The sequence below is a fragment of the Paraburkholderia tropica genome (genome assembly GCF_014171495.1).
In the GTDB taxonomy this organism is placed as follows: Bacteria; Pseudomonadota; Gammaproteobacteria; order Burkholderiales; family Burkholderiaceae; genus Paraburkholderia; species Paraburkholderia tropica.
Map to the genome: position 1 here is coordinate 380,725 of NZ_CP049135.1, position 11,558 is coordinate 392,282.

The following is an 11,558-nucleotide window of genomic DNA, read 5'->3' on the forward strand; positions in this document are numbered from 1 at the left end:
CGAAATGCAAGGATGGCTGGCCAGAATTGCAACGCTTCACCACGCGCCGCGCGCGCCGGCCGTGGGCTCACCGGCGCATCCTGAGTGCATTTAACACTTAAGGACTATGGACCCATTCACCTTGAGGAAATAGCATCGGTACAGTCAATCGACCATTGCCGCTTTTTAACGCCCGGCAATCGTCGAACAGCGACACAAACGACACTCCAACGACTTAACCGCTAGTGAGCCGAACATGTACACGTTCGACCGGGTCAGCGTCTGTCTTGAAAGCCGCGAGGTGTTCCTCGGCGGCCAGCGGCATTCGCTCAGCACGCGCGCGTTCGACATCCTTGAACTGTTAATCAACGCTCGCGGGCGTCTCGTCACCAAGGACGAAATCATGCGCGTCGTCTGGCCGCGGACTTTTGTCGTCGACAATAATATCCACGTCCATGTCTGCGAATTGCGCAAGCTTTTCGGCGGCAAGCACGGATGGATTCGCACAGATTCCGGGCGTGGCTATCGCCTGACGCCGCCTGAACCGCGCGAGCGCGAGCCACGCACCGCGTCTCCCGGACTCACGGCGCCCCATGCGCTAGTCGGCCGCGAACGCGAGCTTGCGGAACTGCACGCGCTTGTCGACAGCGAGGCGCTGTTGACGCTGGTCGGTGCGCCAGGCATCGGCAAAAGCAGTCTCGCGCGCGAACTCGTGCGTGAGCGCGCGAGCACCGGCGATATGCGAACTTTCTTCATCGATCTGGCCGACGCGGCGCCCGGGACCTCGGTGGTGGGCGCGCTCGCCACGGCATTCGGACTGCCCTTGCCGCACGACCGAGCGGCGATCGTCGCCACTGTCGCGCAGCGCCCCGCGCTCATCGTGTTCGATGGCTGCGATCGATTCATCGATGAAGTCGCGTCCCTTTGTCAGACGTTGTCGACGTTCGGCACGCGGATTCACCTCGTCGCGACCAGCCGCGAGCCGCTCCAGATCTCCGCCGAACGGACGTGGCGGGTGCCGCCCCTCGGCACCCCCGACGCCGCAGGAAGCGACGCCGACGTGGCCGGCGCACCGGCCGTGCGCCTTTTCATGCAGCGTCTGCAAGAGACGCTACAGGAGACGATCGGAGACGGCGCGCGGCAAACGGGCGAACACGGACAGAACCTGCTCAATGTCGTCGCGTCGCTATGCAGGCGCGTCGGCGGCAATCCGCTCGCACTCGAAGTGGCGGCTGCGCGCGCCGCCACGCTGGGACCATTAGGCATGCTTGAACTGACCGATGAGCAATGGCTGGTTCTCGGCAATGCGAGACGCGACGCGCCCGCGCGCCATCGCTCGCTGGCAGCGGCTTATGCGTGGAGCTGCGCGCGACTCGCCGCGCAAGAACGCAGCGCGCTCTCCCGGCTCGCAGCGCTGCCCGACAGCTTTACGATCGAAACGGCTTGCGCGATCGCCGGACACGGCGCGCTCGACAACGAACAAATGCTGGACGCGTTGGCGTCGCTGGTTTCGAAGTCGCTCGTCGAAGTTGAAACGACATCGCATCTCAACGGACGGCGCTATCGTCTGCCGCATACTTTGCGAGCATTTATGCACAGCTTGCCGGTGGCCGGGGTTTCGCAACCAGGCGAAGCCAGTCAGGCAGAAGACGCTGCCATCGTGATCGAGTTCGCACCGCGTCCGCGCGAGGAAGCGGCAATCGATTCGTTGCACACGCCGCCGGTTTGCGCCTCCCGTTCGTTTACCGACCACCCAGCAATCGCCCACACCGCAATCGCCCACGCGGATGTCGCCGTTCCGGTTGTCCCGTTACGCCCAGGAAAGTCGCCCGTGCACGGCGCGTCGCCGCCACGACGCGACCGCCGAGTCGCGCGCGAGCCGGCAAATCACCTGCATCAGCGAACCTGCGACGGACGTGCGAAAATCGCCGCAAGCTGCCGTGTGCCGAGCGTGTTCTGTCTCGCGCAGGGCAAGCGACGCACACAACGAGAACGCTCCTGATCCCATGGCAATCACCACGGCGTGGACAGGCACCGGCATCGACGCCACACCGTCCGCATACCTTGGGGAGAGCAACGTGGAACTGCACGTGAGTTCGGCACAAGAGTACGCACAAGCGCAAACACACCCCGAAGCCTGCGCGCCCACCACCGACGCCGCCAGCGCCGAATGGCGCATCTGCCGCCGCCTTGCGTGGCAAACCCTGCCGGTACTTGTCTTCACGTACCTCGCCGCGTACATCGATCGCGTCAACGTCAGTTTCGCGGCACTACAACTGAATGGCCAGCTCGGTTTTTCCGATGCGGTATTCGGCTTCGGCGCGGGCGCCTTTTCGCTCGGCTACGTCGTATTCGAAGTGCCCAGCAACATGATTCTTCAGTACGTCGGCGCGCGCCGCTGGCTTACACGCATCATCGTCTCGTGGGGCGTCGTGATTGCGCTCACGGCGCTGATCGCCACGCCGAAGCAGTTCTACGTGATGCGCTATCTGCTGGGTATCGCCGAAGCGGGACTCGTGCCTGGCATCGTCTACTACATCTCGCAGTCGTTCCCGAGCTATCACCGCGCGCGCGTGCTGTCGATCTTCTATGTCGCGCTGCCGCTCTCGGGCGTCATCGGTGCGCCGCTGGCCGGTTTTATCATGCAACACCTCGACGGTGTGATGCAGATCGCCGGCTGGAAGTGGATGCTGATCGTCGAGTCGGTGCCGGCCTTTCTCGCCGCGCTGTTCTGCTGGATGCGGCTGGACGACGATGTGACGCTGAGCCAGCGCAACGCGCCCGCAGACCGCGCGCAGCTCGCGAGCGCACTCCGGCACAATCCGGCCGCGCCCTCGTTCCCACCCGATGCGATCTACACCAATGGGCTCGTGTGGGCATTCTGCGCGATCTATTTCGTGGTTGTGTTTGCCATCTACGGATACACGCTGTGGGCGCCGACCATCATCCAGTCGCTCGGCGTGAGCGGCGATTTCAAGGTCGGCCTGGTCGCGGCGCTCCCCAACGTCGTGGCCATCGGCGTGATGATCGCGGTCGGACGCAGCGTCGATCGGCTCCGCGAGCGGCGCCTTCACCTGGCCGTGCTGATGTTGATCACCGCGCTCGGTTTGACGATGTCGGCGCTGTTGCACCAGCACCTGTACCTGTCCGTATTGGGGCTCTGCATCGCAAACGCGTGCCTGCTGTCGATGCCGCCGGTATTCTGGAGCATGCCGACCGCGGTGTTCAGCCCCGCTGCGGCAGCGACCGGGATCGAGTGGATCAGCGCAATCGGCAATCTCGGCGGCTTCTTCGGACCGTACATGGTCGGCCATTTGAAGCAGAGTTCCGGCGGCCTGCTTCTGCCGGTCGTGGCGATCAGCGGCTGCTTGCTGCTCGGCATGCTGCTGACACTGCTTTTACCGAAGTGCCGAGTCGATCCGTGAAGGCGAGGCGTCAGCGCGCATTCAACGCGTCATTGGCGCACTAATGCCGAGCGCCTGCGCCTTCAACACGAGATCGGCCAGCGAGTTCGCATTCATCTTCACCATTGCATGCTTGCGATGGATCTTTACCGTGATCTCGCTGACGTCCATCTTCGCGGCGATCTGCTTGTTCATCAGCCCGCCCGTCACGAACGCCATCACTTCGCGCTCGCGCGGCGTCAACGCCGCGTAGCGGTTGCGCAATTCGGCCACCTCGCCGTCCGCGGCGCGGCGCTCGCGGTCTTTCAGCAACGCGTTCGAGACGGCATCGAGCAGGTCCTGGTCGCGAAACGGCTTGGCGAGGAAATCGGAAGCGCCGTTCTTCATCGCCTTCACCGACATGGCGATGTCGCCATACGCGGTGATAAAGATAATCGGCAGACCCGATGCGCCGGCAACGATCTGATCCTGGACCGCGAGCCCGCTTTGCCCCTTGAGACGCACGTCGAGAATCAGGCAACTGGGCACATCGGGCTTCTCGAGCGCCAGGAACTCCTGTGCCGACGCGAATGCCTGCACGTTAAGATCGACCGAGCGCAACAGCGTGCTAATGGCCGCACGCATCGAGTCGTGGTCGTCGACGACATAAACGAGCGACTGCGCGAGCGGTTGCGCAGCGGTGTATTCATCATTCATCGGTTGTATCCCCAGAAATTGCGAGCACCGGATTCTCTGTCGGTTGTTGCATCGCGCGCTGCGCGAGCGGTAATGTGAACTGCATCCGCGCCCCCCTTCTTTTGTTATTTTCGGCCCAGACTCGTCCGCCGTGAGCTTCGACGATCGAACGGCAGATCGACAGTCCCATGCCCATGCCGTCCTTGCGCGTCGTGAAGAACGGCGTAAAGAGCATTTTTGCGTCGGCCTCGCTGATGCCGTGACCGGTGTCGTCGATCTGCACCCGGGCCGCCCCTTCGCAGCGCACCGTGATGACCGTCAGCTTCGCGCCATCGGAAATATTGGCCATCGCCTGCACGCCATTCATCAGCAGATTGATCACCACCTGCTGAAGTTGCACGCGATCGCCGCACACGACGAGCGGCATCTCCGCGAGCATCACCGACATCTCGACACCGTGGCTGCTCACTTCGCGGCGCACAAGCTCGACCGATTCCTCGATGATCCCATTGACGTCGACATCGGTGATATCCGCGTCGCGCTTCCTGGCCATCGTGCGAATCCGGCGAATGACTTCGGTGGCGCGCCTCGCGTCGCTTGTGCTTTGCTCAATCGACGCGCGCACTTCGGCCAGTTCCGGCGGATGGCGATTGAGCCATCGCAGCCCGGCCTCGCCGGCCGTGACGATCGCAGCCAGCGGCTGCGTCACCTCGTGAGCGATCGACGCCGCCAGTTCGCCGAGCATCGAGACACGGGTCGTATGCGCGAGCTCGTTACGCGAACGGTCGAGCGCCTGCTCGGCTTTGCGCAATGCATCGATGTCGGTATTGACGCCATACCACGCCTTGGCGCGCCCGTCGGCCCCACGCAGCGGCGCCGACGCGATGACGGTCCATCGATAACTGCCGTCCCGGTGCCGGATGCGCGCGGTGCGCTCGAAATGGCTGCCCCGCTCGATCGCCTCGCCCCACGCTGACTGGACGTCGGCAAGGTCGTCCGGATGCAGAATGTCGGGCCACACATCGCCTTCGCAACGGGTGTCGATGCCGTATTCGCTCCAGCGCTGATTCACGTAAGTCGGCCGGCCGTCGTCGAACGAACTCCAAACCATGGCGGGGATCGCGTCCAGCGTCGCGAGCAGTTCTTCCTTCTGCTCGCGCAATTCGACCTCCATGCGGCGCGTTTCCGTGATGTCGTCGTCGGTCGAGAGTATGCCGACGGGGCGGCCCCAGCGGTCGCGCGACAGCATCACGCGGCTCGCCACCCGAACGGTCGCGCCATCCTTGCGCACGCGCTTGAGTTCACCATGCCAGTGACCGCTCTTGAGGGTCTGCTGGTGGATTTCGCTGTCGGCGACAGCGCCTTGCGTCGCGGTGAGTTCGTGCAGGCGCCGACCGAGCGCTTCCGCCGCACGCCATCCGTACAGGCGCTCGGCACCGTGACTCCAGAATGTGATGCGATCATCGAGCCCGTAGACGACGACGGCATCGTGCGTGAGGTTGAGCAAATCGACGTGATGGCGCAGCGTGGCGTGCACGCCCTGATTGCGCACCGCCAGAATCGACACGGCGATCAACGCGCTCAGGCTCACTGCGCAGCGCGCGATCGAACTGGGCGCGACCGGATCGTTTTGCGAAATCAGGAATCCGAGCATGGTCATTGCCACGCACAACCACGCCACCGCGACGGTGACGCTAGTCGACGCAACGGACGACACCAGCAACACGACCACGACGTACAGCACCGCGACCGCAATATTCAGCGGCGCGAAAGCGTCGACCATGAATACGCCGAGCCCCACCATCAAGGCAAGCGCATAGACGATGCGGACGTTGCCCAGCGGGCCGCCGCCCGCTCCGGCTTCGAGCCATCGATTGCTGTCTTGGGTTGGCGGTGGTGTCATGCGGATCAGCGAAAGAATGGGACGAGCCCGTGACACTCAGACGCCGTCGGGGCGGCTCTGCTGGCGCCCTTCTGCGCCGGCGGCGCGAATGGCGTCCAGGCGCTCGCCGATCTGCGCGGCATCGACCGGTTTGCTGAATACGCACAACGCGCCGACTTCACGCGCTTGCCGCAACAGCAAGCCGGAGGCGAACGCAGTGATGAAAATGATCGGCGGCGGCGTACCGCGTTCGAGCAGGCGGCGATACATCTCGATGCCCGACAGGCCCGGCATCTGGACGTCGGAAATGATACATGCCACGTCCTCCAGCGTTTCGACACGCAAAAACTCTTCCGCCGACGCATGGGTACGGACCTCCCAGCCGAGCGAGCGAACGAGGCTGCGCGTGGCCTCCCGGACGGATGCATCGTCCTCGACGATCAAAACGACATGATGAGCAGACACGCTGGGGGGTCCTTGGTCTTTTCTGGTTGAAGACGGCGGAACGGCACACGCCCCGAGTCGGCAAGTCAGGTCGTATGGTACTGTAGGCGCCCCAAGTCGGAAACCAGCTAAAAGTATGATTTCCTCGCGCCCCGTCGAGGCGCGCGCCCGGTCCAGGCAACGCTTACTGCTGTGGTTGCCCGCACAATTGTCTCCGGCTTCTTCCGTTTTCCCGAACTGACCTGGTCCACGCGAACCGGCGGCGAGCTCGGCACAATCAGCGCAATCAGCACAATCCGCGCACGCCGCCAGCCGCGTTTTCGATCAGGCGCGTTCAGACCTGCGCGATACCGCCGTCGGCGAACACTTCGGCGCCGTTGACGAAGCTCGAATCGTCGGAGGCCAGAAAGGTCACGACCCTGGCCACTTCCGACGCCTCGCCCAGACGGCCCATCGGCACCTGCGAAGCCATGTAGGCGAGCAGGCCGTCCTGCGCTTCCTTGCTGGTCCCGCCGAGTTCGGCGAGCCCACCGGTGCGGATCGGCCCCGGCGCGACGACATTCACGCGAATGCCGCGCTCCTTGAGGTCATAGACCCAGCTTCGCGCCAGCGCGCGCACCGCGGCTTTCGACGCGCTGTAGATGCTGAACGCCGGCGTTCCCTTCGAACCGGCGGTGGACCCCGTCAGCACGATCGACGCGCCCTTCGGCATCAGCGGCAGCGCTTTTTGCACCGTGAAGACGAGCGCGCGCACATTGCGGTTGAACGTGTCGTCGACATGCTGTTCGGAGATGTCGCCCAGCGGCGCCATCGTGCCGCCGCCGGCGTTGGCGAACAGCACATCCAGCTTGCCCGTTTCGCTGCGAATTTGTGCGTAGAGCGCGTCGAGGTCCGACATCTGCGTGACGTCGCCTCGCACGCCGCGTGCGTTCTGGCCGATTTCCGCCACCGCCTTGTCGAGTTCGGCCTGACGACGGCCCGTGATGTAGACCACTGCGCCGGCATTGGCCAGATCCTTCGCCGCCGCGAGCCCGATACCCGTCGTACCGCCCGTGACCAATGCGACTTTTCCGTTCAGCTTGCTGCTCATGTTGCCTCCTCGAGTGAATGTCGATGCTGGCAACGATAGAGATCTCGAGCCTGAAAGTCCTGATCGCCCGTTAAGCTTTCTTAAAGCCGCCGTCGAGGTGAAAAGCATAAAAACCCGGCCAGCCTGCCCACAAGAATTAAGAACTTTTAATACGGCGATCAGGACAGCGTGTAACCGGTTCGGTAACGTCCTCGCCAGGGTTTGGGATGCATGGTCAGCCCTTTACATCCACACGGCAAACGGAGAAAAACGTGAATATCGAAACTGCGATCGACGGGGCAAAAGTTTCCCGACGCAAGATGCTGACCGCGACGGTCGGCGTAGCCGGCGCGGTTGCCGCTGCAGCCAGCGCGCCGGTCAGCGCGGCCGCCGCTTCGGCGAGCGGCAAGGGTGCGTCGAACGAGCATGGCGGACACGGCCACGACGAAAGCTTCGTGCGCGCCAAAGACGGCACGCTGATCTATTACAAGGATTGGGGTCCGAAGGACGCTCAACCGATCATGTTCCATCACGGCTGGCCGCTTTCGTCGGACGACTGGGATACGCAGATGCTGTTTTTCCTGTCGAAGGGTTACCGCGTGGTCGCTCACGATCGTCGGGGTCACGGTCGCTCCGCCCAGGTGTCCGGTGGCCACGACATGGATCACTACGCATCGGACGCGTTCGCCGTGGTCGAAGCGCTCGATCTGCGCAATGTGGTTCACATCGGTCACTCGACCGGCGGCGGCGAAGTCGCGCGTTATGTCGCGAAGTTCGGCCAGCCGTCGGGACGCGTCGCGAAGGCCGTGCTCGTCAGCGCGGTGCCGCCGTTGATGGTGAAGACCGAGAGCAATCCGGAAGGTCTGCCGATCGAAGTGTTCGACGGCTTCCGCAAGGCGCTCGCCGAAAACCGCGCGCAGTTCTTCCTCGATGTGCCGACCGGCCCGTTCTACGGCTTCAACCGCGCCGGTGCGAAGGTCTATCCGGGCGTGATCCAGAACTGGTGGCGTCAGGGCATGATGGGTAGCGCCAAGGCGCACTACGAAGGGATCAAGGCGTTCTCCGAAACCGACCAGACGGGCGACCTGAAGGCGATCACCGTGCCGACCCTCGTGCTGCACGGCGAAGACGACCAGATCGTGCCGATCGCCGATGCGGCGCTGAAATCCATCAAGCTGCTGAAGAACGGCACGCTGAAGACCTACCCCGGCTTTCCGCACGGCATGCTGACGGTGAACGCCGACACGATCAATGCCGATCTGCTGGCGTTCGTGCAGAAGTAACCCGGCCAGAAGCCGCGAGGCACGAAAAAACGGCCGCTGTTCGCGAGAACAGCGGCCGTTTTCCTATGCGGCGCGCCAAGCGGGCCGCTGCTCTTGCGAGACCGCATCAGGACACTTTGTCCCGCGGGTCGTCGATGATCTGGCGTGCGACTTCGTAACGAACGCCCTGGCGGTCGAGAATGCGTACGTTGTTCACCACCGTCGCCAAGGCAGTCAGGAAGGTGTCCGCGCTCTCGTGACGCTCGTACGCCTCCTGATCGGCCCACCCTTCCACGAGATGGAACAGGTTGGGATCGGTCAGGTCGGGGGCAAACGCGTAGTAAATGCACCCTTGCATCTGCCGCGCCGCGGTCATTTCCGGAATGACCGCATCGACGAAGATCTGGCGATCTTCCGGGTGAACGCGATAGTAGGCCGTAACGATAATGGCGGTCGGCAAATTCTTGTCGTGATCCGCTGCGGATTGGCCATGATCGGGGAATTGCGCGCTGTAAGCGCTGGCGTTTGCGATCGTGTTCATTGCTTCCTCTGTTTGATTTGCCGTCGCAATGTGCGACCGCGCAAGCGCGATAGTTTCAAATTCGCGCCTCGATACTCGCAACACCGCATGCCTGCCGATAAAAGAACCCGCTATTTAAATTCAGGCCGGCGTGTGCGCGATGACTGCTGTCGACACCTAGATTAACGGACGAGCGAACCGAGAGTCTTTGAAAGCCGATTAATCGTTCTGAAATCGATTCAAGCCTTTCTGTATCGCGTAGCGATAAGCGCGCTGCCTGATTCGAGTGCTCCGGTTTTAGCGCTCAGCGGTTCAAAAGCGAGCGACCGGGCGCCGACGATTACAGAGACTCCGCAGCACGGCAGCGTGCCATGCACACCTTCAGGCAATGTCACGCGCGCCGCCGCCGCGAACGAGCCCTCCTCGGCGACCTTCGCGAACATCGCCAGTCCTTCGAAATCAGGCAGCTTCGCCATTTCCCCTCATCTTTTCATTTCTGCAACGTTGGATTGCAATCAATTCTATTTCGAAAAGACCGGCCCGTCGATATTCTTCTCACATCGCAGCACGCAACACCCAACCCAAACATCCACTGAACGAAACACAAGGAGCTTCACCATGGCACGCAAACTCGACAACAAGATCGCCCTCGTCACCGGCGCAACCAGCGGCATCGGCCTCGCCACCGCCCAGCGCTTCGCCGCCGAAGGCGCGCATGTCTACCTCACGGGCCGTCGTCAGGCCGAACTCGATGCCGCCGTCAAGAGCATCCGCGAAGCCGGCGGCCAGGCGACCGGCGTACGCGTCGATTCGACGAAGCTGAACGAACTCGACGCGCTCTACGCCCAGATCAAGGAGGAGCATGGCCATCTGGACGTGCTGTTCGCGAACGCAGGCGGCGGCTCGATGCTGCCCTTCGGCAACATCACCGAAGAACATTTCGACGACACCTTCGATCGCAACGTAAAGGGCGTGCTGTTCACGGTGCAAAAGGCGCTGCCGCTGCTGACGAAGGGCGCATCGGTGATTCTCACGGGCTCGACGGCGGGCAGCGCGGGCACGGCGGCGTTCAGCGTGTATGCGGCGTCGAAGGCGGCGGTGCGTTCGTTCGCCCGCAACTGGATTCTCGACCTCAAGGACCGCCAGATCCGCGTGAACACGATCAGCCCCGGCGCGACCCGCACGCCCGGCCTGCTCGACCTCGCCGGCGACGACGCCGCCCAGCGCCAGGGTCTCGCCGACTACCTGGCCGCGCAGATCCCGATGGGCCGTCTGGGCGAGCCGAACGAAATCGCCAGCGCCGCGCTGTTCCTCGCCTCGGACGACGCGAGCTTCGTGAACGGCGTCGAACTGTTCGTCGATGGCGGCCAGCAGCAGATCTGAGTGTGATGCGGGCGCATTCGGGGCGCGCAGGAATCGAGCGCGCCCTGCCCGCCCGGCACATTCGAACGGAGTTTCATCATGATCGAACACCGCCCTTTTCATTCGCTCGGCGTGCTCCGGCGCGACTGGCTGCATGCGCGTCTGCACTTCCGCGTCGGCGACATCGGGCGCGCGGAGCATGCGCCGCTCGGCCCGCTGCACGTCTGGAACGACGACGAATTCGCGCCGCACTCGGGTTTCGGCCTCCATGCGCACCGCGACGTGGAAATCGTCACGTGGGTGCGCTCGGGCGCGATCACGCATGAAGACGATGCGGGCAATCGCGCGCGCCTCGTCGCCGATTCCGTGCAGGTCATGAGCGCGGGATCGACGATCTTTCACGCCGAGCGCAACGACGAAGACAAGCCCGCGCGACTGTTCCAGATCTGGTTGCGCCCGCGTACGCCAGGCGGCACGCCGCGCTGGGCCACGCGAGCCTGCGCGCGCGAATATCGCGAAGGCCGCTTCGTTACGCTGGCGAGCGGCGATCCGGGTGACGTGAGAACAGGCGCGTTACCCATCAACGCAGACGCTCGGGTCATGGTTGCCACGCTGCGAGCGGGAGCAAGCGTCAAGCGAACGATGTCCGGTACGCGGACAGCGTATCTTGTCTCGGACCACGGGGACATCGATGTCGGGTCACTGCGCGTCGGCGCTCGCGATGGCGTTGCTATCCGGCGAGAACGCGAAATTTCACTCACGGCTCACCAGGACACCGACGTCGTGATTGTCGAATTGCTATGAGTACGAGGATGCCCGACTCCGGCAAGTCCACGGGTCCTCGCGTCGGCGGTACGACCTGAAACGGTTCGTCCGGAATCGGCTTCAGCCGGGAGCGATGAGCATGCGCATGCAAGCGACAGTCAGCGTAAGCATGGCCCGTAGCAGGGGCACGCAGCGC

The 11,558-nt window shown here is 63.5% G+C and carries 12 protein-coding genes; 6 read left to right on the forward strand and 6 right to left on the reverse strand.

From position 1 onward, the window contains the following. The first annotated feature begins 235 nt into the window (after positions 1 to 235). Entirely contained in the window at positions 236 to 1,981 is a 1,746-nt protein-coding gene (locus G5S35_RS16470) for an ATP-binding protein (protein WP_124261761.1), read from the forward strand. Between the two features lie 4 nt (positions 1,982 to 1,985). Further along, positions 1,986 to 3,404: an MFS transporter gene (locus G5S35_RS16475; protein WP_183039214.1), complete on the forward strand. Its 1,419-nt coding sequence runs from the start codon at positions 1,986 to 1,988 to the stop codon at positions 3,402 to 3,404. 21 nt (positions 3,405 to 3,425) lie between these two features. Here the strand turns inward: G5S35_RS16475 and G5S35_RS16480 are convergent, their stop codons facing one another. Both G5S35_RS16480 and G5S35_RS16485 read right to left on the reverse strand, forming a co-directional pair. Then, positions 3,426 to 4,079, reverse strand: a complete 654-nt coding sequence (locus tag G5S35_RS16480; RefSeq protein ID WP_065058956.1) for a response regulator transcription factor — start codon at positions 4,077 to 4,079, stop codon at positions 3,426 to 3,428. After that, the gene (locus tag G5S35_RS16485; RefSeq protein ID WP_408585168.1) at positions 4,072 to 5,718 is read right to left on the reverse strand and encodes a PAS domain-containing sensor histidine kinase; all 1,647 of its coding nucleotides are present in this window, start codon (positions 5,716 to 5,718) and stop codon (positions 4,072 to 4,074) included. Before G5S35_RS16485 ends, G5S35_RS16480 begins: the two co-directional genes overlap by 8 nt. Here G5S35_RS16485 and G5S35_RS40275 point away from each other — a divergent pair. Next, positions 5,711 to 5,878 (forward strand): hypothetical protein, encoded by a 168-nt coding sequence (locus G5S35_RS40275; protein ID WP_234774886.1) that lies wholly within the window; start codon positions 5,711 to 5,713, stop codon positions 5,876 to 5,878. The two genes, G5S35_RS16485 and G5S35_RS40275, sit on opposite strands and share 8 nt — an antisense overlap. Before the next feature lie 119 nt (positions 5,879 to 5,997). Here G5S35_RS40275 and G5S35_RS16490 read toward each other — a convergent pair whose 3' ends face one another. Together G5S35_RS16490 and G5S35_RS16495 are read right to left on the reverse strand one after the other, a co-directional pair. Further along, complete coding sequence (locus G5S35_RS16490) at positions 5,998 to 6,405, reverse strand: response regulator transcription factor (protein ID WP_065058958.1); 408 nt, start codon at positions 6,403 to 6,405, stop codon at positions 5,998 to 6,000. 313 nt (positions 6,406 to 6,718) lie between these two features. Beyond that, complete coding sequence (locus tag G5S35_RS16495) at positions 6,719 to 7,474, reverse strand: SDR family NAD(P)-dependent oxidoreductase (RefSeq protein WP_074985773.1); 756 nt, start codon at positions 7,472 to 7,474, stop codon at positions 6,719 to 6,721. Positions 7,475 to 7,773: 299 nt separating this feature from the next. On the opposite strand from G5S35_RS16495, the gene G5S35_RS16500 reads away from it, so the two are divergent. Continuing rightward, on the forward strand, positions 7,774 to 8,736 hold the full coding sequence (locus tag G5S35_RS16500; protein ID WP_065058960.1) for an alpha/beta fold hydrolase: 963 nt from the start codon (positions 7,774 to 7,776) through the stop codon (positions 8,734 to 8,736). 106 nt (positions 8,737 to 8,842) lie between these two features. Here G5S35_RS16500 and G5S35_RS16505 read toward each other — a convergent pair whose 3' ends face one another. Together G5S35_RS16505 and G5S35_RS16510 are read right to left on the reverse strand one after the other, a co-directional pair. Then, positions 8,843 to 9,256: a putative quinol monooxygenase gene (locus G5S35_RS16505; protein WP_074985774.1), complete on the reverse strand. Its 414-nt coding sequence runs from the start codon at positions 9,254 to 9,256 to the stop codon at positions 8,843 to 8,845. Positions 9,257 to 9,474: 218 nt separating this feature from the next. Next, on the reverse strand, positions 9,475 to 9,711 hold the full coding sequence (locus G5S35_RS16510; protein WP_065058961.1) for a hypothetical protein: 237 nt from the start codon (positions 9,709 to 9,711) through the stop codon (positions 9,475 to 9,477). Between the two features lie 142 nt (positions 9,712 to 9,853). Here G5S35_RS16510 and G5S35_RS16515 point away from each other — a divergent pair, with 142 nt between their 5' ends. Both G5S35_RS16515 and G5S35_RS16520 read left to right on the forward strand, forming a co-directional pair. Next, positions 9,854 to 10,618: an SDR family NAD(P)-dependent oxidoreductase gene (locus tag G5S35_RS16515; protein ID WP_080180148.1), complete on the forward strand. Its 765-nt coding sequence runs from the start codon at positions 9,854 to 9,856 to the stop codon at positions 10,616 to 10,618. A gap of 78 nt (positions 10,619 to 10,696) precedes the next feature. Further along, complete coding sequence (locus G5S35_RS16520) at positions 10,697 to 11,401, forward strand: pirin family protein (RefSeq protein ID WP_065058378.1); 705 nt, start codon at positions 10,697 to 10,699, stop codon at positions 11,399 to 11,401. The last annotated feature ends 157 nt before the right edge of the window (positions 11,402 to 11,558 follow it).

Bases quoted from the DNA above. Each gene is read 5' to 3' on its own strand.
- G5S35_RS16470 (WP_124261761.1), top strand. From the start codon at position 236: ATGTACACGTTCGACCGGGTCAGCGTCTGTCTTGAAAGCCGCGAGGTG.
- G5S35_RS16475 (WP_183039214.1), top strand. From the start codon at position 1,986: ATGGCAATCACCACGGCGTGGACAGGCACCGGCATCGACGCCACACCG.
- G5S35_RS16480 (WP_065058956.1), bottom strand. From the start codon at position 4,079: ATGAATGATGAATACACCGCTGCGCAACCGCTCGCGCAGTCGCTCGTT.
- G5S35_RS40275 (WP_234774886.1), top strand. From the start codon at position 5,711: ATGGTCATTGCCACGCACAACCACGCCACCGCGACGGTGACGCTAGTC.
- G5S35_RS16485 (WP_408585168.1), bottom strand. From the start codon at position 5,718: ATGACCATGCTCGGATTCCTGATTTCGCAAAACGATCCGGTCGCGCCC.
- G5S35_RS16495 (WP_074985773.1), bottom strand. From the start codon at position 7,474: ATGAGCAGCAAGCTGAACGGAAAAGTCGCATTGGTCACGGGCGGTACG.
- G5S35_RS16500 (WP_065058960.1), top strand. From the start codon at position 7,774: ATGCTGACCGCGACGGTCGGCGTAGCCGGCGCGGTTGCCGCTGCAGCC.
- G5S35_RS16505 (WP_074985774.1), bottom strand. From the start codon at position 9,256: ATGAACACGATCGCAAACGCCAGCGCTTACAGCGCGCAATTCCCCGAT.
- G5S35_RS16510 (WP_065058961.1), bottom strand. From the start codon at position 9,711: ATGGCGAAGCTGCCTGATTTCGAAGGACTGGCGATGTTCGCGAAGGTC.
- G5S35_RS16515 (WP_080180148.1), top strand. From the start codon at position 9,854: ATGGCACGCAAACTCGACAACAAGATCGCCCTCGTCACCGGCGCAACC.
- G5S35_RS16520 (WP_065058378.1), top strand. From the start codon at position 10,697: ATGATCGAACACCGCCCTTTTCATTCGCTCGGCGTGCTCCGGCGCGAC.